The sequence below is a fragment of the Bacteroides muris (ex Fokt et al. 2023) genome (genome assembly GCF_024704895.1).
GTDB classification, from domain to species: Bacteria; Bacteroidota; Bacteroidia; order Bacteroidales; family Bacteroidaceae; genus Bacteroides; species Bacteroides muris.
Window position 1 is genome coordinate 77,910 of the sequence record NZ_JAMZEE010000009.1, and the last position, 19,534, is coordinate 97,443.

Sequence of the window (19,534 nt, forward strand, 5' to 3'; positions counted from 1 at the left end):
TTCTAACCCGATTAATATATAAAGTTTAATTTTGTAGCAAGTAAATAAGCCAAGGAGTTGTCAGTCGATGCCGTGAGGTAATAGGTTGATAAGTTCTCCTTGGCTTTGTTGTATTATGTATATGTTTGGTTTCGATATTTACGATTGAAGGCTATTTTCCTTACGATTGTTTATGTTTATCTCATTTTTTTCTTTAATTTGTTTGGATATTATAAAAAAGCCCTTACCTTTGCAGCACGTTTGAATCAAAAAAGAAGAATTAAGTTATGAATTTGCATACATCTATTAACCTGGCAGTCCTGCATATTATTCGCGTCGTGGTGGTGGCATCAAGAGCGTGAGAAAGGTTATGTATGTATTTGTACGTTAGAAGATAATTTATTAAGCCTTTCTCACTATGGTGGGAGAGGCTTTTTCATTAAAAGGAGATTTGAAGATGAAGCATCAGTTACGCAGCTCGTTCAGCACACAAGGTCGCCGCATGGCGGGAGCTCGTGCATTGTGGACGGCCAATGGTATGAAGAAAGAACAGATGGGTAAGCCCATTATCGCTATAGTCAATTCGTTTACACAATTCGTCCCCGGGCATGTGCACCTGCACGAAATAGGCCAGCTTGTAAAGGGGGAGATTGAAAAGCTGGGATGTTTTGCTGCGGAGTTCAATACGATTGCCATTGACGACGGTATCGCTATGGGGCACGACGGTATGCTTTATTCCCTGCCTTCAAGGGATATTATTGCCGATAGTGTGGAGTATATGGTAAATGCCCATAAGGCAGATGCTATGGTTTGCATCAGTAACTGTGACAAGATTACTCCGGGGATGCTGATGGCGGCTATGAGGCTGAATATACCGACTGTATTTGTTTCAGGCGGTCCGATGGAAGCCGGGGAATGGAACGGACAACATTTGGATTTGATTGATGCCATGATTAAATCTGCTGATGAAAGTGTGGGCGATAAAGAGGTGGCACAGATTGAGCAACATGCCTGCCCCACTTGCGGATGCTGCTCAGGTATGTTTACCGCTAATTCCATGAACTGCCTGAATGAAGCGATTGGATTGGCACTGCCCGGTAACGGCACGATTGTAGCCACTCACGAAAATCGCAAGAAACTGTTTGAGGATGCAGCCAAGTTGATTGTAGAGAATGCCTTTAGATATTATGAAGAGGGGGATGAGAGCGTACTCCCGCGCAGTATTGCTACCCGCGAGGCATTTTTGAATGCCATGACCCTGGATATTGCTATGGGGGGGTCTACTAATACGGTACTTCATTTGCTGGCTGTGGCTCACGAAGCCGGAACAGATTTTAAGATGGACGACATTGACATGCTCTCCCGCAAGACTCCCTGCTTATGCAAGGTGGCCCCCAATACCCAAAAGTATCATGTACAGGACGTTAACCGTGCCGGTGGCATCATTGCCATCATGGATGAGCTTGCCAAGGGCGGACTGGTAGATACGAATGTACGCCGTGTGGATGGGATGACGTTGGCAGAGGCAATCAATCGGTATAGTATTACCAGCCCTGATGTATGTAAAGAAGCAATCAAGAAATACTCCAGTGCGGCAGCCGGAATGTTCAATCTGGTACTTGGTTCACAACATGCGTCTTATCAGGAACTCGATACAGACCGTGCGACCGGTTGTATCCGCGATTTGGAACATGCATACAGCAAGGATGGCGGTCTGGCGGTTTTGAAGGGAAATATAGCTCAGGACGGTTGCGTTGTCAAAACTGCCGGTGTAGACGAGAGTATCTGGAAATTTACGGGACCGGCGAAGGTTTTCGACTCACAAGATGCGGCTTGCGACGGTATTCTGGGTGGAAAGGTGGTCAGTGGAGACGTCGTCGTCATCACTCACGAGGGCCCGAAAGGCGGACCGGGTATGCAGGAGATGCTTTATCCTACTTCTTATATCAAATCCCGCCATCTGGGTAAGGAATGTGCATTGATTACCGACGGGCGTTTCAGTGGCGGTACTTCCGGACTGAGTATCGGACATGTTTCTCCCGAAGCGGCTGCCGGTGGTAATATCGGCAAGATTAAGGATGGGGATATTATCGAGATTGATATACCGAACCGTTCTATCAACGTGAAGTTGACGGATGAAGAGCTTGCTGCACGTCCTATGGCTCTGGTAACTCGTAACCGTGAAGTCTCCAAAGCATTGAAAGCGTATGCCAGTATGGTGAGCTCTGCCGACAAAGGTGCTGTGAGACTGATTTGAAACTTGTAATTTGTAAATCGTAAATACATAGATGGAAAACTTAATAACAGGCGCAGAAGCATTGATGCGCTCTCTGAAGCATCAGGGAGTAGAGACCATTTTCGGTTATCCGGGAGGGAGCATCATGCCGGTATTCGATGCCTTATACGACCACCGGAAGGAATTGAACCATATCCTGGTTCGCCATGAACAAGGGGCAACCCATGCGGCACAAGGCTTTGCACGTGTGTCGGGCGAGGTTGGCGTTTGTCTTGTTACCAGTGGACCGGGTGCTACCAATACTATCACGGGCATTGCAGATGCCATGATTGACAGTACGCCTATTGTTGTCATTGCCGGTCAGGTAGGGACGAACTTCCTGGGTACGGATGCGTTTCAGGAAGTGGACTTGGTAGGCATTACTCAGCCTATCACGAAATGGAGTTACCAGATTCGTCGTGCAGAAGATGTGGCCTGGGCAGTGGCGCGTGCTTTCTATGTGGCAAAGAGCGGACGTCCGGGACCGGTCGTACTGGACTTTGCCAAGAACGCTCAAGTGGAGAAAACTGGATATGCCCCTACTAAAGTGGATTATGTCCGTAGCTATCTTCCCGTTCCTGAAATGGATCCGGAAGCCATACGGCAGGCAGCCGAGTTGATAAATGGTGCGGAACGGCCTTTGGTGCTGGTAGGACAAGGTGTGGAACTGGGAGCGGCCCAGCAGGAGCTTCGTGCTTTCATTGAGAAAGCCGGGATGCCTGCAGGATGCACTTTATTGGGACTTTCCGCCTTGCCTACTGACCATCCTTTGAACAAAGGAATGCTCGGTATGCACGGTAATCTGGGACCCAATATCAATACCAATAAATGTGATGTCCTTATTGCCGTAGGCATGCGCTTTGATGACCGTGTGACGGGTAAACTGGAGACATATGCCAAGCAGGCGAAGATTATCCATTTCGATATTGACCCTGCCGAAATAGATAAGAATGTAAAGACCGACGTTGCTGTCCTGGGCGATTGCAAAGAAACACTGGCTGCCGTTACCCAATTGCTGGAATCCGCGAACCATCAGGAATGGATTGACAGTTTCCGGCAATACGAGGAAGTGGAAGAGGAAAAAGTAATCCGTCCGGAGTTACATCCGGTAGGAAAAGCACTGAGCATGGGCGAGGTGGTGCGTGCCGTGAGTGAGGCTACCCATAACGAGGCGGTATTGGTGACCGATGTCGGTCAGAATCAGATGATGTCTGCCCGCTATTTCAAATACAGCAAGAATCGTAGCATTGTGACTTCCGGTGGTCTGGGTACTATGGGTTTCGGCCTTCCGGCTGCTATCGGTGCCACTTTTGGATGTCCGGACCGCACGGTATGCGTATTCATGGGAGACGGCGGCTTGCAGATGAACCTGCAGGAAATGGGCACCATCATGGAACAAAAGGCTCCGGTAAAGATGATTCTGTTGAACAATAACTTCTTGGGCAATGTTCGTCAATGGCAGGCGATGTTCTTCAATCGGCGTTATTCGTTTACTCCGATGATGAATCCGGATTATATGAAGATTGCTTCGGCGTACGATATTCCTGCACGCAGGGTAATGACCCGTGAGGAGCTGGCCAAGGCGATAGACGAGATGATAGCAACCGACGGACCGTTTCTGCTCGAAGCTTGTGTGGAGGAAGAGGGGAATGTGATGCCGATGACGCCTCCGGGGGGGGCGGTCAATCAGATGTTGCTGGAATGCTGAAGTCATGCGGAATTAAAGAATTTACTCTATCTATGGATAAAAAACTATATACAATTATTGTTCATTCGGAAAACTTTGCCGGTTTGCTGAATCAGGTGACGGCTGTGTTTACTCGTCGGCAGATAAACATCGAGAGTCTGAATGTATCGGCCTCCTCCATCAAGGGGGTGCATAAATATACCATTACTGCTTGGACGGACAAGGATACCATTGAAAAGGTGACCAAGCAGATTACCAAGAAAATAGATGTGTTGCAAGCTCATTATTTCACGGATGACGAAATCTATCAGCACGAGATTGCCCTCTATAAGATAACGACCCCTACGCTGGAAGAAAAACCGGAGGTGTCCAAAGTAATTCGTAAGTACAATGCCCGTATCGTGGAGGTGAATGCTGTATTTGCTATTGTAGAGAAGAATGGCATGAGTGAGGAAATAACCAACCTTTATGAGGAGTTGCGCCGGTTGGATTGCGTACTTCAGTTCGTCCGTTCGGGTCGCGTAGCCATTACGACCAGCTGCTTTGAGCGTGTCAATGAATATCTGGCAGACCGTGAAGCAAAATATCGTCAAAGTAAACAACAGGAGTCATGATGAGCGGGAATAATAAGATAGGTACCTACAAGTTCGTTGCCGAACCGTTTCATGTCGACTTTACCGGACGGCTGACAATGGGAGTATTGGGTAACCATTTGTTGAATTGTGCGGGTTTCCATGCCAGCGACCGCGGTTTTGGCATCGCGACTCTAAACGAGGACAATTACACCTGGGTATTGTCACGCTTGGCGGTCGAACTGGATGAAATGCCTTATCAATACGAGGATTTTTCCATTCAGACTTGGGTGGAGAATGTCTATCGCCTTTTTACAGACCGTAATTTCGCTATCCTTGATAAGGAGGGCAAGAAGATTGGATACGCACGTTCCGTTTGGGCGATGATTAGCATGAATACCCGTAAGCCGGCGGATTTGTTGACTCTTCATAGTGGCAGCATTGTAGATTATGTTTGCGATGAGCCTTGCCCGATTGAAAAACCTTCGCGGATAAAGGTGGCCTCAAAAGAACCGGCCGCTGCTTTGGTGGCCAAATACAGTGATATTGACATTAACGGGCATGTGAACAGCATCCGTTACATCGAGCACATCCTTGATTTGTTTCCGATAGAGATGTATAGGGAGAAGCGCATTCGTCGTTTTGAGATGGCATATGTAGCCGAAAGCTATTACGGAGATGAGTTGACTTTGTTTATGGATGATGCCGGTGAGGGTGTTTATGATGTGGAGGTGAAAAAGAATGGCAGCGAAGTGGTCTGTCGTTCTAAAGTGATATTTACAGAGAAATAAATAAGTTTATCAACGTTGGCGTAAGCCACAAATAAAAATTAAAACAAAAAATGGCACAATTGAATTTTGGCGGTGTTATTGAGAATGTAATGACCCGCGAAGAATTTCCTTTGGAAAAAGCACGTGAGATTTTGAAAGATGAAACAATTGCAGTAATCGGTTATGGCGTACAAGGTCCGGGTCAGGCTTGCAACTTGCGTGATAATGGTTTCAATGTGATTGTAGGACAACGTCCGGGCAAGACATACGAAAAGGCTGTGGCTGACGGATGGGTGCCGGGTGAGACTTTGTTTGGCATCGAAGAGGCTTGCCAGAAGGGTACTATCGTCATGTGTCTGTTGTCTGATGCAGCTGTAATGTCTGTATGGCCGATTATCAAACCTTACTTGACTCCCGGAAAGGCTCTTTACTTCTCTCATGGTTTTGCTATTACCTGGAACGACCGCACTGGTGTGGTTCCTCCTAAAGATATTGATGTTATTATGGTTGCTCCCAAAGGTTCCGGTACTTCACTCCGTACCATGTTCCTTGAGGGGCGTGGCTTGAACTCATCATATGCCGTCTATCAGGATGCTACGGGCCAGGCTTTTGACAAGACGATTGCACTGGGTATCGGTATCGGCTCGGGATATTTGTTCGAGACAACTTTCGTCCGCGAGGCCACTTCCGACCTGACCGGTGAACGCGGTTCTTTGATGGGGGCTATTCAGGGATTACTGTTGGCCCAGTATGAAGTATTGCGCGAAAACGGTCATACTCCTTCTGAAGCATTCAATGAAACTGTGGAAGAGTTGACTCAATCTTTGATGCCATTGTTTGCCAAGAATGGTATGGACTGGATGTATGCCAACTGTTCTACTACGGCACAGCGTGGTGCGCTGGATTGGATGACTCCGTTCCACGATGCCGTCAAGCCGGTTGTACAGAAATTGTATGCAAGCGTGAAGTCGGGCAACGAAGCTCAGATTTCTATCGACAGCAACTCCAAGCCGGATTATCGTGAGAAGCTGAATGCAGAATTGAAAGCCTTGCGTGAAAGTGAAATGTGGCAGACTGCTGTTACTGTTCGCAAACTTCGTCCGGAAAACAATTAATCAGCTTTATATAATAGGTGAAATCCCCTCTTCGGTGTTGTTTCATACCGGAGGGGGGATTTCTTTATCATTGATTTCCTGTGTTTTGAATAAACTCCAACAGTTTCCGGTAAAAACCGTGATGTTTCAGTGTCTCTGCCTCTCCCAATATCACCAGTTTCATGCGTGCCCGGGTGATGGCTACGTTCATTCTCCTTAAATCATTCAGGAATCCTATCTGCCCTTCTTCGTTGGCGCGGACAAGGCTGACGAAGATAACATCGCGTTCTTGTCCCTGAAAGCCGTCCACCGTATTCACGGTGAGCAGGCTGTGATAAGGTTTGAGTGAACCGTCTGTCTTTATCTTGTTGCGAAGATATTGCACTTGTGCCTTGTAAGGGGAGATGATACCGAAGTCTATTTTTTCTTCCAGGATGCGGCTGCCACCGATACGGTTGATGTAGATTTTCAATTCTGACAGGAGCAGGTCTGCTTCTGCCTTATTGATGCGCCCGAAAGTCTCTCCCACGAATTCTTCTTTGAAATCCATTTCGGAGGTGTCAATCCAATGGATAGGCGTATCCCAGTCCAGGATGCCCCGGTAACGCACTTCGGGAGCGGCTTCCAATTCGCCATTGTAAAACCATTGGGAAGGAAATTTCATAATCTCCTCGTGCATGCGGTATTGCATTTTCAGCAAAGAGACAACGGCAGGCTTGTTGGACACCACTTTCTCCATCAATGTCCGTTCCAGACCTCCACGGGCGGCTTCGTAGCATTTTATGGTAGGCGGAAGTTGGCAGTGGTCACCCGCCAACACCACGCGGTCTGCCTTTCGGATAGCTATCCAGCAGGCGGCCTCTAAGGCCTGGGCCGCTTCATCAATGAAAAGAGTACCGAAACGACGTCCGCCTAGCAATCGGTGGTTGCTGCTTACCAGTGTGGAGGCAATGACATGTGTCTTGTCAAAAAGTTCTGCGTTGATTTGTATTTCCAATGTGGTGGCGCGGTCGCGCAAGCGGCTCATACGGCTGCGCACGCCTTCGCGTTCGTCATAACTGCCGCGGCGGGCACGGCTGCCCAGTTCACGTAGGTTTTTCCGGATGCTCCACAGTTCCGGATAAAGCGGATGATTCTCGAAACGACGCTCGTAGGTAAAGGAAAGCATCTTGTCGTTGACGCGGGTCGGATTGCCGATACGCAGGACATTGACGCCGCGGTCTACCAGTTTTTCCGAAATCCAGTCGACGGCAGTATTGCTTTGGGCACATACCAGTACCTGCGGTTCACGGTGCAGGGTCTCGTAGATGGCTTCTACTAGGGTGGTAGTTTTTCCGGTTCCCGGAGGGCCGTGCACAATGGCCACGTCGCGGGCACACAGCACTTTGTTTACAGCTGTCTCCTGCGTGGAGTTCAGCCAGGGAAACCGTACGGGATAGAGCTCTCGGAAACCGGCTTTCGAGGTTCCCAGCAATATGTCCCGCAATTGGGCCAGGCGGCTGCCTTTGGAGCGTAACGTATCTTCCAAGGCTTCGAACATGGTCCGATAGGATGTTTCGTCGAAATAAAGTTGCACGCCGAGGTGGTCTGCTTCCTGCACTTCCATAACGGCACCGGCTCCGGGCATTATCGCTACCATCCGTGTCTCGTCGGCATAGCTTACGGTAGCGGTGAAGTTCATATAGGTTATTTTCTCATCGGCAGACTGGCGGAAAAAACATATGGGACGGCCGAACTCAAAATTATGTTCTATATCTGTATTTTCTGTGTGCGTAATTTCTATTACTAATTGATTCAGTGAATTATAGTAACTTCGTCCCGGAGTGGCAGGATACCAGCAAAGTCCCCGTCTCACTTTCCGGGCAATCCCCATGTTTTCGGTTTGGCGTTTGAATTCCTCTTTTTCGTATTCGTATTCCATGCGCAGCAAAAGTTGTTGCTGCTGGAGGTGAATAATAGGACTATTTGAATCTTGTTCCTTCATGGCTGCAAAGGTAGTCATTCTTCGCTTTCAATGGAAAAAATGCTTTGTTTAGTTAAACTATTCCGCCATCTGCGGGAAATCTTCACCCGATTGTCTGGCATGGTTCGTATTGTAGGTAAGGAACGGTAAGAATTAAAGTTGCATCTTTTAAATCGTTCCCTCACGGAGAAAAAATCGTTCCATCATGGTGGAACGATTTTTTCTCCGTGAGGGAACGATATTTACTCCATGAAGGAACGATTTGATTTTCCTATCCCTGCTGCTAAATCTTCTTAGGAAAAAACGTCGGTTTTTGCATGAAAAAACAATTTTATCCGGAGAAAACGATTTGTTTGTTATGAGTTTTCTTTATCTTTGCTTCATATAAATAAAGAACTATGAATCAGGAAACTTTTCAGATATTTCTGTGGGTAATGAGTGCTGTGGCATCGGTTGTTTTTATTGCACTCTATTTTGTCGAAGCGGGCTATGGCATGTTTCGTACCGCTTCGTGGGGAATCTCCATCAATAATAAACTGGCGTGGGCGCTTATGGAAGCGCCGGTATTCGTCGTCATGTTTGGACTGTGGGGAAAGAGTGGAGCAGGATTTGCCATGCCGGCATATTCCTTCTTCCTGCTGTTTCAGTTGCACTATCTTCAGCGGGCCTTTATTTTCCCGTTCTTGATGAAAGGTAAAAGCCGGATGCCGGTAGCGATTATGGCGATGGGAATCGTCTTCAACCTTTTGAACGGGATGATGCAGGCGGGCGGTTTGTTCTATTTCGCTCCCGAAGGCTTGTATGCCGACGACTGGGCCTATTTGCTGAAACCTCATGCCTTGTTGGGAATCGTTCTGTTTTTTGCAGGTATGGTTATTAATTTGCATTCCGACTATGTGATACGTCATCTGCGTAAGCCGGGTGATACGAAGCACTATCTTCCCGAAAAAGGACTCTACCGATATGTCACTTCTGCCAATTACTTCGGTGAACTGGTGGAATGGACGGGGTTTGCCATACTCACAGCCTCTTCCGCTGCCTGGGTGTTCGTCTGGTGGACGTTTGCCAACCTTGTTCCCCGTGCCGATGCCATTCACCGCCGTTATCGGGAAGAGTTTGGTGACGAGGCGGTAGGAAAACGCAAACGCATCATCCCCTTCCTCTATTAAATGAACAATTTATAACTCATAACTCATAACGATGGAATCCAAGTTATTCACCCCCGTCACTTTCGGACCGCTGACCTTGCGCAACCGTACTATCCGTTCGGCTGCTTTCGAGAGCATGTGTCCTGGAAACGCTCCGTCGGACATGTTGCTCGACTATCATCGGTCGGTAGCGGCGGGAGGTATAGGTATGACTACTGTGGCCTATGCGGCAGTTACCCGGAGCGGCTTGTCTTTTGACCGCCAGTTGTGGATGCGTCCTGAGATTATCCCCGGACTCCGTAGGCTGACTGATGCCATACATGCGGAGGGAGCTGCGGCAGGCATCCAGTTGGGACACTGTGGCAACATGTCCCATAAAAGCATTTGCGGTTGTATGCCCGTCGGCGCATCTTCCGGTTTCAATCTTTATTCTCCTACTTTTGTGCGCGGACTTCGTGCCGATGAGCTGCCGGAGATGGCGCGTGCTTATGGACGTTCGGTGAATTTGGCACGGGAGGCCGGATTTGATTCTGTAGAGATTCATGCAGGGCATGGCTATCTCATCAGCCAGTTCTTGTCCCCGTCCACCAACCATCGGAAAGACGAGTTCGGAGGCTCGTTGCAGAACCGTATGCGGTTTATGGACATGGTGATGGAAGAAGTGATGAAGGCTGCCGGCAGTGATATGGCTGTGCTGGTGAAGATGAACATGCGCGACGGTTTCCGTGGAGGGATGGAGCCGGACGAGACGATGCAGGTGGCCCGAAGGCTGGAGCAGTCGGGAGCGCATGCGCTGGTCTTGAGCGGTGGGTTCGTCAGTAGGGCGCCGATGTATGTCATGCGGGGCGAAATGCCTATCCGCAGCATGACGCATTACATGACCTGCTGGTGGTTGAAATACGGTGTACGCATGGTAGGAAAATGGATGATACCGAGCGTACCGTTTAAGGAAGCCTATTTTCTGGAGGATGCCTTGAAATTCCGTGCCGCCTTGAAGATGCCGTTGGTTTATGTGGGCGGCCTGGTTTCCAGAGGCAAGATAGATGAGGTGCTGGATGATGGCTTCGAGGCTGTACAAATGGCGCGTGCTCTGCTCAATGAGCCGGGCTTCGTCAACCGTATGCGTGCCGAAGAGAATGCACGTTGCAACTGCCGGCATAGTAATTATTGCATTGCCCGGATGTATTCCGTCGAGATGGCATGTCATCAGCATTTGAAGGAGGAGCTTCCGCCCTGCCTGAAAAGGGAGATAGAGAGAATCGAAGCCAAAGGCTGATTTTCAGTTATTAATTTTCAATTTTTAATTATTAGAATGAATTTAGCTGTTATAACCGGAGCAGACGGTGGCATGGGCATGGAAATCACCCGCGCAGTGGCAACTGCCGGCTATCAGGTCATCATGGCATGCCGTGACCCCCAGACTGCCGAACCCAAGCGGCAACTGCTGATGCGTGAAACCGGTAATCCGCGTATTGAGACTGCTTCCGTTGATTTGGCATCTCTGGCTTCAGTGGCTGCATTTGCAGAGCATCTGTTGAAGCGGGGGGAGCCGTTGGCGTTGCTGATGAATAATGCCGGAACCATGGAAACGGAACGCCGCATTACCGAAGACGGACTGGAACGGACGGTGAGTGTCAATTATGTAGGGCCTTATCTGCTTACCCGCAAGCTGCTGCCATTGATGGGCGAGGGGAGCCGTATTGTTAATATGGTATCTTGTACGTATGCCATCGGTCGTCTTGACTTTCCGGATTTTTTCCTCCGGGGGAGAAAGGGTGACTTTTGGCGCATTCCTATATATAGCAACACGAAGCTGGCATTGACTTTGTTCACCATCGACTTGGCCAGTCGCGTCAAGCACAAAGGTATTGTTGTGAATGCGGCTGACCCGGGGATTGTGTCTACCAATATCATCACTATGCATATGTGGTTTGATCCGCTGACGGATATACTTTTCAGACCTTTTATCCGTACTCCCCGCAAGGGAGCTGCAACGGCTGTCGGCTTATTGCTGGACGAGGATGCCGGTAGGCGTACGGGTACATTGAATGCCAGTTGCCGTCCCAAGTCTCTTTCGGAGAAGTACACCCGGCATGTGCAGATGGAAGAACTGTGGAAGAGAACGGAAAATATAGTGAAGAAATGGTTGTAAAAAACAGAGAAGGCGCATATGTCGGAATATGGCGTCTTCTCTATTTATGGAGTAGCTGAACTGGCTGTCATCAGATAGACAGTTCTCTCAATACATTTACAAGATCTTTTTTTATGGGTTTGTCGTTTTTGATGGCTTTCGTGAAAGGAACGTATACCACTTCGTCGTGGTCAATGCCTATCATGACATTACGCTGACCTTCCATGATGGCGTCGATGGCGGCAGCACCCAGACGGCTGGCAAGGATACGGTCGTGCGCCGTAGGGCTGCCACCGCGTTGCAGGTGACCGAGGATGGTTACGCGTACGTCGTATTGGGGATATTCGTTCTTTACACGCTCTGCGTAGTGCATTGCACCGCCGGTCAGTTCACTCTCGGCTACCAGTACGATACTGCTGTTCTTGGATTTCCGGAAACCGTTCTTGATGAATTCTTCCAGTTGGTCTACTTCCGTGCTGAATTCCGGGATGATGGCTGCTTCCGCTCCAGAGGCGATGGCGCCGTTCAGAGCAAGGAAGCCGGCATCGCGTCCCATGACTTCTACGAAAAACAAGCGCTCATGGGAAGTGGCTGTATCACGGATTTTGTCCACGGCATCCAGTATAGTGTTCAGCGCGGTGTCGTAGCCGATAGTGGTATCTGTTCCATAAAGGTCGTTGTCAATGGTGCCCGGCAACCCGATACAAGGCACGTCAAACTCTTGTGCAAAAACACGTGCACCTGTCAACGAACCGTCTCCTCCGATGACTACCAATGCGTCAATGCCTTCTTTCTTCATATTGTCGTAGGCAATCTGACGACCTTCAGGAGTCGTGAACTCTTTGCAGCGAGCTGTCTTCAGGATAGTACCGCCCAATTGGATGATGTTACTGACATTTTGGCTTTTGAATTCTTTGATTTCACCGGTTACCAGACCTTTGTAACCTCTATATATACCTTTAACTGAAAGTCCGTTGTAAATAGCCGAACGCGTCACGGCACGTATGGCTGCGTTCATTCCCGGAGCATCACCTCCTGATGTCAAGATACCAATGCACTTAACTGTTCCCATAACAATCTTTTGTTTAGTATTAATAATCATGATGGAAAATAGATTTGAACTATTTTTCATGCTGCAAAGATACGAAAAAGCTGAGGCTGTGACTAATAAATTACGTTAATTTGCTGTTCCAAAAGGATGATAAACTGTTATTTAAGTTTGGACTTTATGGCTTTTGAAATTTCTTCCATCAGCCATTTGGGGGTGGAAGTGGCTCCGCAGACACCTATAGAGCTTGCATTTGCCAGCAAAGAGCTGTCTATCTCTTCGGCGCTGTCTATCAAGTGTGAGTTGGCGTTGACTTTTTTGCACTCGCTGAACAACATCTTGCCGTTGGAACTTTTTTTACCGCTGACAAAGAATATTAAATCATGGGAAGCGGCAAATTTTCGGATATTGGGAATCCGGTTTGCTACTTGTCGGCAGATAGTGTCGTATGATTCAAAAGTAACTTCCGGAGAGATATGCCTTTCTATGTATTTCACAATGTTTTGAAACCCGTCCAGAGACTTTGTGGTCTGGGAATAAAGACGAATGTCTTTGCTGAAATCCAGTTTCCTTGCCTCTTCCTGCTTTTCGACGACGATGGCTTTTCCCGTAGTTTGCCCTACCAGTCCCAGTACTTCGGCGTGTCCGTTTTTGCCATAGATGACAATTTGTTTGTCTCGGCTGTCTTCTCGAACATACTCTTGCTTTATCTTCTTTTGCAAGCGGAGTACGACCGGACAGGTTGCGTCAATGATTTCTATATTGTTACGACGGGCAATGTCGTAGGTTTCCGGGGGCTCTCCATGGGCACGTAGCAATACCTTGGCGTTATGGAGTTGGTTGAATTCCTCATGGTTGATGGTAATCAGCCCCATTGTTTTCAGGCGTTCCACTTCACGGCTGTTGTGCACGATGTCTCCCAGACAATAGAGGGTTTCTCCTTTCGCCAGTTCCTCTTCTGCCTTGTTTATTGCGGTGACAACTCCGAAACAAAAGCCGGATTCTTCGTCTATTTCTACTTTTGCCATGTCCGGTTCAGTTCTTCTCCTTTATAACCCGTTCGAATTGTTCGGCCAGCCATTCTTTTTGTTGGGAAATGGTCAGGTCGCTGTTGTCCAGCAATAAAGCGTCAGAAGCCTTACGTAGCGGACTTACTTCCCGGTTTTGGTCAATATAGTCCCGTTGTTTCACATTTTCCAGAATTTCGTCAAAGCTGGCTTCTTCTCCTTTGGCCTTCAGTTCGTCATAGCGGCGTTGTGCCCGTATCTCGGGGGTGGCGGTTACAAAAATTTTCAGCTCGGCATCCGGGAAAACGGTAGTGCCGATGTCTCGCCCGTCCATAACGATACCCTTGGCCTTGCCCATCTCTTGTTGCTGTGTCACCATGGCTTCGCGTACGAAATCCAATGTCGCGATGGGACTGACACATGAAGACACTTCCATGGTACGGATTTTGTTTTCTACATTTACGCCGTTCAGGTAGGTGTCCGGGCGTCCGGTTTCGGGATTCAGGCGGAAAGAAATATGTATATCCTTTATTAGGTTTTTCAGTTTTTCGGTATCTATGCGGTCATTCTGGAAAATGCCATTCTCTATACTATATAATGTTACTGCCCGATACATGGCACCGCTGTCTATGTATATGTAGCCGATTTCGCGGGCGAGGTCTTTGGCCATAGTGCTTTTTCCGCAAGAGGAAAAGCCGTCGATTGCTATTGTTATCTTTTTCATGACTTTTATACTATAGTTTTATATAGGTATGACACTTGAAAAACAGAAAATTTCAATATTTCATCTAAAATTCTTGCCAAAGATACGGTATTTTTAAAATATCTCGTTACATTTGTGGCACAAAAGCGCATGAAGGCTTTTGAAGGATTAAAAAAAATGAAAATGAAGCGTCTGTTGTGTAAAAAAAAGCAGCAGAGCATGTACATTATTGGGAAAAGTACTATATTTGCCCCAAACCCAAATGAGAAACACTAAAATTATATTATAATTATGGAAATTAAGAAATCACCTAAGGCAGACTTGGAGAGTAAGAAGTCGACTTGGCTGCTTGTCGGTTACGTAATCGTGCTCGCTTTCATGTTTGTTGCGTTCGAGTGGACAAAGCGTGACATCAAGATTGACACGAGTCAGGCTATTACCGACTTAGTATTTGAAGAGGAAATCATTCCTATTACCGAACAGCCGGAGCAGGTCACTCCTCCGCCTCCCGAAGCTCCTGCAATTGCAGAAACGTTGACTATCGTTGAGGACGATGCCGACGTGGAAGAAACCGCCATCGTATCTTCTGAAGAATTGAATCAGGCTGTGGAAATCAAATATGTTCCCGTAGCAGTGGAAGAAGAAGAGCCGGAAGAACAGACTATTTTCGAGGTGGTAGAACAGATGCCTGAATTCCCGAATGGTGGTCTGGCTGGTTTGATGCAGTATCTGAGCAAGAACATTAAATATCCTACTATTGCACAGGAAAACGGAACTCAAGGCCGTGTAACTGTACAGTTCGTGGTTAATAAGGACGGTAGTATCGTAGATGCTAAAGTTCTGAGAGGTGTTGACCCGTATCTGGACAAAGAAGCTGTCCGCGTGATTATGGGTATGCCGAAGTGGAAACCCGGTATGCAGCGTGGTAAACCTGTTCGCGTTAAGTATACCGTGCCTGTAATGTTTAGATTGCAGTAATAAAATATCTATAAGTGGAGAGAGGCTGCCGGAATGCAGCCTCTTTTCATTATCCGCTATTTCTTAAATTCTGAAAATGCCATGTTTACAGCCTCCGAGCTTTTAGAAAGAATAAATTCTCATATTGCAGAATTGCAGTTTGTCCGTACTCCTCAAGGTTTATATGCTCCCGTGACCTATGTGTTGTCCATGGGTGGCAAAAGAATCCGTCCGGTTTTGATGTTGATGGCCTACAATTTGTATCGGGAGGATATTACTCGTGTTTTAAATCCTGCAACGGCGATTGAAGTGTATCATAATTATACTCTTTTGCATGACGACTTGATGGATCGTGCAGACCTTCGCCGTGGTAAGGTGACAGTGCATAAGGTTTGGAATGACAATGCTGCCATCCTTTCGGGGGATGCAATGCTTGTATTGGCTTATCAGTTTATGGCTCAATGTCCGGTTGAACACTTGAAAGAGGTGATGGATATCTTTAGCCTGACTGCACTGGAAATCTGTGAAGGACAGCAGCTGGATATGGAGTTTGAACATCGGAATGATGTGAAGACAGAGGAATATTTGGAAATGATTCGTCTGAAAACTTCGGTATTGTTGGCTGCAAGTCTGAAGATTGGAGCTCTTTTGGGAGGGGCTTCTTCTGAAGATGCGGAGCGGTTGTATGATTTCGGTATGAATTTGGGTGTCGCTTTTCAGTTGAAAGATGATTTCTTGGATGTTTATGGCGATGCTGCCGTCTTTGGAAAGAATATAGGAGGTGATATTTTGTGCGATAAAAAGACCTATATGCTGATAAAGGCTTTTGAACATGCAGATGCGGGGCAGTTGGATTGCTTGAATGCTTGGGTGGGTGCTGTTTCATTCAATCCGGAGGAGAAGATTGCTGCGGTAACGGAACTGTATGACCGGATTGGTGTCAAGGAACTATGTGAAAAGAAAATGGAAGAGTACAGTGAACGCGCAATGGAAAGTCTGTTGGCTGTGAAGGTGGCGGATGAAAAGAAGGAAGAATTGAAGAACCTGATGGTTAACCTGATGCATCGGGAAGTATAACTTTTAATTCGGGAGAAAATGCCTTATAGAAGATTGCCTAATACGGATCAAGCAAGAATACGGGCACTGAAAGCAGTGGTTGTCAAGGGCGATATATGTAATGTGTATGATTTGGCCGTATCTTTGAAGGCGTTGACTGATGCACGGAATTTTCTTCCAAAGTTTGAAGCTGCGCAAGCTTATTATACCGAATGCTTTGAACGGCAGGCGCGAGCGGGACGTAAGCATCAAGCTAATGTGAAGACTGCCCGTCTGTATATCTCTCATTTTATCCAGGTGTTGAATTTAGCTGTCATCCGTTCTGAAGTGCGCATTGCCCATAAGGAATATTACGGTTTGGATGTAGGCAACAATAATGTGCCCGATTTAGCGACAGAGTCTGCTTTGGCAGAGTGGGGGCGTAAAGTCGTGGATGGGGAGAACAAGCGTATATCCCAGGGGGGGACTCCCATTTATAACCCTACGATTGCGAAAGTGAGGGTGCATTATGATATTTTTATGGATAGTTATGAGAAGCAAAAGAATCTTCAATCTTTAACAGCCCGTAGTTTGGAGGCCTTGGCTTCAATGCGTGCAGAGGCCGATGGATTGATTCTTGATATATGGAACCAAATTGAAAAGAGATTTGAGGAAGTCACTCCCAATGAGAAGCGTTTGGATTTATGCCGTGATTATGGAATAATCTATTATTACCGTACCGGTGAAAAACGTAAAGATTCAGTTGAAGAATGAGATTGATTGATTCACATTCCCACCTTTTTTTAGAAGAGTTTGCAGAGGATTTGCCACAAGTAATGAACCGTGCCCGTGAAGCAGGAGTCACACATGTCTTCATGCCCAATATCGACAGTACCACCATCGAGCCTATGCTTCGGGTGTGTCGTGAATATAAAGGATATTGTTATCCAATGATTGGACTACATCCTACATCTGTGGATGCAAGTTATGAAAAGGAGTTGGAAACAGTAGCCCGGGAACTGGCCTCGCCAAACGAATTTGTTGCGGTTGGCGAGATTGGAATGGACTTGTATTGGGATAAGACTTTCCTGAAAGAGCAGCAAAGGGCGTTTGACAGGCAGATTGAGTGGGCTTTGGAATACGATTTACCGGTAGTGCTCCATTGCCGGGAAGCGTTCGACCATATATATAATGTGTTGAGTCCCTATCGGCAGACTCCTTTGAAAGGTATCTTACATAGTTTTACGGGGACGTCAGAGGAGGCTCTCAGGATAATGGAATTTGCAGATTTTATGATAGGAATAAACGGTGTGGTCACTTTCAAGAAATCAACTTTACCCGAAGTCTTAAAGAATATTCCTTTGGAACGTATCGTGCTGGAAACCGATTCTCCTTATCTGACTCCGGTTCCTAATCGGGGTAAAAGGAATGAGAGTGCATATGTTAAGGATACTTTGATAAAAGTAGCCGGAATTTATGGGAAGTCTCCTGAAAAGGTGGCTCAGATAACTTCTGATAACGCTTTAAAAGTGTTCGGAATGCTCAAATAAGCTCTTTGAGATTTTAAAGTTTATTAATTTTGAGATTTTATTTAATATAAAATGGGTCGAATGAAGCAGAACAACAAAAAAAAGAATACATTTGTAGCTGAAAACGCTTGTGGTTCGCATTTTTTTTGTAATTTGCACCCGATTTCGGAAAAGGCGTTTATTGGAGAGATGCTCGAGTGGTTGAAGAGGCACGCCTGGAAAGCGTGTATACCCCTAAAGGGTATCCGGGGTTCGAATCCCCGTCTCTCCGCAGTGGAATAAAATGAAGATAAAACAACAAATTATAATAAATAAATTAATTAATTAATCTTAAAAATTAGACACACAATGAAAAAGTTATTTGCAATTGTTGCTGTGATGGGAGCCTTGACATTTGGCTCAACTCAACTTGCTCAGGCTCAAGATGCTCCTGCGGCTGAACAAACAGAACAAGTGGCTTCTGCAGCCGATGCTGCTTCTCCTGCTGTAGCAGAAGTTGAAGGTGGTATTCACAAGGAATTGAAAACAAAGTTTATTGAAGGTACCGCATCTTTCATGAGTTTGGTAGCTATCGCTTTGGTTATCGGTCTTGCTTTCTGTATTGAACGTATCATCTATTTGAGTTTAGCTGAAATTAATACAAAGAAATTTATGGCTGCTATCGAAGCTGCTTTGGAAAAAGGTGACGTTGAAGCTGCTAAAGACATCGCACGTAACACAAGGGGTCCTATCGCTTCTATCTACTATCAAGGCTTGATGAGAATTGATCAAGGCATCGATGTGGTAGAAAAGTCTGTAGTATCTTATGGTGGCGTACAAGCTGGGTACTTGGAAAAAGGTTGCTCTTGGATTACATTGTTTATCGCTATGTCTCCGTCTTTGGGATTTATGGGTACTGTAATCGGTATGGTGCAGGCATTTGATAAGATTCAACAAGTAGGTGATATCTCTCCGACGGTTGTTGCTGGTGGTATGAAGGTTGCCTTGATTACTACTATCTTCGGTTTGATTGCTGCTTTGGTTCTGCAGGTATTCTACAACTATATCCTTTCTAAGATTGAAGCTTTGACAAGCGAAATGGAAGATTCTTCTATCACCCTGTTGGATATGGTTATCAAATATGATTTGAAATACAAAAAATAATTAAGATGGCTAAGTTATCATATAAAATTTCATACTACATACTGTATGCCATGTTTGCTGTCATTTTGGTGGTAATTGGCTTGTTCTTCTTCGGTGGAGACGCTCAAGGCGATGCAGTAGTAATGGGGGTAGACCCAGAAATGTGGCAGCCGGCTTATACGGACGCATTGTTGTACTTGACTTATGCGCTCTTTGCTATTGTTTCAGTAGCAGCTGTTGTTAGCTTCTTCCATTTCTTGGTTAGTAACCCGAAAGCTTCTATGGGTTCTCTCTATGTGTTGGCTGGTTCACTCATTGTTCTCGGCATTACATGGTGTATGGGTAGCCCCGAAAAGTTGGAAATCATTAGCTATGGTGGTACAGATAACGTAGGTTTTTGGGCCCAGGCTACTGATATGTTCTTGTATTCTCTTTATACACTCTTTGTATTGGCTATCATTTGCATGCTATTGGGTGGTATTAAAAAGAAATTGTCATAATAGTTAACATAAGA

Annotated in this window: 18 protein-coding genes and 1 tRNA gene; 15 read left to right on the forward strand and 4 right to left on the reverse strand. The window is 46.5% G+C overall.

What is annotated here, in order from left to right; all coding sequences use genetic code 11:
• Positions 1-436 precede the first annotated feature (436 nt).
• Genes ilvD through ilvC form a run of 5 tightly spaced genes read left to right on the forward strand, consistent with a single transcriptional unit; the run spans position 437 to position 6,398 of the window.
• Positions 437-2,236 (forward strand): dihydroxy-acid dehydratase, encoded by a 1,800-nt coding sequence (gene ilvD, locus M1B78_RS05470; RefSeq protein WP_257940113.1) that lies wholly within the window; start codon positions 437-439, stop codon positions 2,234-2,236.
• A 31-nt stretch (positions 2,237-2,267) separates the two neighbouring features.
• Complete coding sequence (ilvB, locus tag M1B78_RS05475; RefSeq protein ID WP_257931248.1) at positions 2,268-3,962, forward strand: biosynthetic-type acetolactate synthase large subunit; 1,695 nt, start codon at positions 2,268-2,270, stop codon at positions 3,960-3,962.
• A 32-nt stretch (positions 3,963-3,994) separates the two neighbouring features.
• On the forward strand, positions 3,995-4,555 hold the full coding sequence (gene ilvN / locus M1B78_RS05480) for an acetolactate synthase small subunit (RefSeq protein WP_176469021.1): 561 nt from the start codon (positions 3,995-3,997) through the stop codon (positions 4,553-4,555).
• Positions 4,555-5,304: an acyl-[acyl-carrier-protein] thioesterase gene (locus tag M1B78_RS05485; RefSeq protein ID WP_257940129.1), complete on the forward strand. Its 750-nt coding sequence runs from the start codon at positions 4,555-4,557 to the stop codon at positions 5,302-5,304. Before ilvN ends, M1B78_RS05485 begins: the two co-directional genes overlap by 1 nt.
• Before the next feature lie 50 nt (positions 5,305-5,354).
• On the forward strand, positions 5,355-6,398 hold the full coding sequence (ilvC, locus tag M1B78_RS05490) for a ketol-acid reductoisomerase (RefSeq protein ID WP_257940114.1): 1,044 nt from the start codon (positions 5,355-5,357) through the stop codon (positions 6,396-6,398).
• 67 nt (positions 6,399-6,465) lie between these two features.
• Here the strand turns inward: ilvC and M1B78_RS05495 are convergent, their stop codons facing one another.
• Positions 6,466-8,361, reverse strand: a complete 1,896-nt coding sequence (locus M1B78_RS05495; protein ID WP_257940130.1) for an AAA domain-containing protein — start codon at positions 8,359-8,361, stop codon at positions 6,466-6,468.
• Between the two features lie 377 nt (positions 8,362-8,738).
• Here M1B78_RS05495 and M1B78_RS05500 point away from each other — a divergent pair, with 377 nt between their 5' ends.
• Genes M1B78_RS05500 through M1B78_RS05510 form a run of 3 tightly spaced genes read left to right on the forward strand, consistent with a single transcriptional unit; the run spans position 8,739 to position 11,640 of the window.
• Positions 8,739-9,509: a DUF1295 domain-containing protein gene (locus M1B78_RS05500; RefSeq protein ID WP_257940115.1), complete on the forward strand. Its 771-nt coding sequence runs from the start codon at positions 8,739-8,741 to the stop codon at positions 9,507-9,509.
• A 31-nt stretch (positions 9,510-9,540) separates the two neighbouring features.
• Entirely contained in the window at positions 9,541-10,764 is a 1,224-nt protein-coding gene (locus tag M1B78_RS05505; RefSeq protein ID WP_257940116.1) for an NADH:flavin oxidoreductase, read from the forward strand.
• A gap of 36 nt (positions 10,765-10,800) precedes the next feature.
• Positions 10,801-11,640 carry an SDR family oxidoreductase gene (locus M1B78_RS05510; RefSeq protein ID WP_257932186.1) on the forward strand — a complete coding sequence of 280 codons (840 nt, stop codon included), beginning with the start codon at positions 10,801-10,803 and terminating at the stop codon, positions 11,638-11,640.
• A gap of 70 nt (positions 11,641-11,710) precedes the next feature.
• On the opposite strand, the gene pfkA is transcribed toward M1B78_RS05510, so the two are convergent.
• The 3 genes from pfkA to cmk form a co-directional block, all read right to left on the reverse strand.
• Positions 11,711-12,691: a 6-phosphofructokinase gene (gene pfkA, locus M1B78_RS05515; protein WP_136009815.1), complete on the reverse strand. Its 981-nt coding sequence runs from the start codon at positions 12,689-12,691 to the stop codon at positions 11,711-11,713.
• A gap of 137 nt (positions 12,692-12,828) precedes the next feature.
• Positions 12,829-13,695, reverse strand: a complete 867-nt coding sequence (locus M1B78_RS05520; protein ID WP_257940117.1) for a 4-hydroxy-3-methylbut-2-enyl diphosphate reductase — start codon at positions 13,693-13,695, stop codon at positions 12,829-12,831.
• A 7-nt stretch (positions 13,696-13,702) separates the two neighbouring features.
• Complete coding sequence (cmk, locus tag M1B78_RS05525; protein WP_136009813.1) at positions 13,703-14,398, reverse strand: (d)CMP kinase; 696 nt, start codon at positions 14,396-14,398, stop codon at positions 13,703-13,705.
• Positions 14,399-14,668: 270 nt separating this feature from the next.
• Between cmk and M1B78_RS05530 the strand changes: the two genes are divergently transcribed.
• The 7 genes from M1B78_RS05530 (at position 14,669) to M1B78_RS05560 (ending at position 19,520) form a co-directional block, all read left to right on the forward strand.
• The gene (locus M1B78_RS05530; protein ID WP_257932183.1) at positions 14,669-15,355 is read left to right on the forward strand and encodes an energy transducer TonB; all 687 of its coding nucleotides are present in this window, start codon (positions 14,669-14,671) and stop codon (positions 15,353-15,355) included.
• An 81-nt stretch (positions 15,356-15,436) separates the two neighbouring features.
• Complete coding sequence (locus M1B78_RS05535) at positions 15,437-16,411, forward strand: polyprenyl synthetase family protein (protein WP_257940118.1); 975 nt, start codon at positions 15,437-15,439, stop codon at positions 16,409-16,411.
• 18 nt (positions 16,412-16,429) lie between these two features.
• Positions 16,430-17,143, forward strand: coding sequence for a hypothetical protein (locus M1B78_RS05540; RefSeq protein WP_257940119.1), 714 nt, complete (start codon positions 16,430-16,432; stop codon positions 17,141-17,143).
• Positions 17,140-17,919, forward strand: coding sequence for a TatD family hydrolase (locus M1B78_RS05545; protein ID WP_257940120.1), 780 nt, complete (start codon positions 17,140-17,142; stop codon positions 17,917-17,919). Before M1B78_RS05540 ends, M1B78_RS05545 begins: the two co-directional genes overlap by 4 nt.
• A 162-nt stretch (positions 17,920-18,081) precedes the next feature.
• Positions 18,082-18,169 (forward strand) — tRNA-Ser (locus M1B78_RS05550).
• A gap of 77 nt (positions 18,170-18,246) precedes the next feature.
• Positions 18,247-19,041 (forward strand): MotA/TolQ/ExbB proton channel family protein, encoded by a 795-nt coding sequence (locus M1B78_RS05555; RefSeq protein WP_176469033.1) that lies wholly within the window; start codon positions 18,247-18,249, stop codon positions 19,039-19,041.
• A gap of 5 nt (positions 19,042-19,046) precedes the next feature.
• On the forward strand, positions 19,047-19,520 hold the full coding sequence (locus M1B78_RS05560) for a hypothetical protein (RefSeq protein ID WP_136009807.1): 474 nt from the start codon (positions 19,047-19,049) through the stop codon (positions 19,518-19,520).
• Positions 19,521-19,534: the final 14 nt, after the last annotated feature.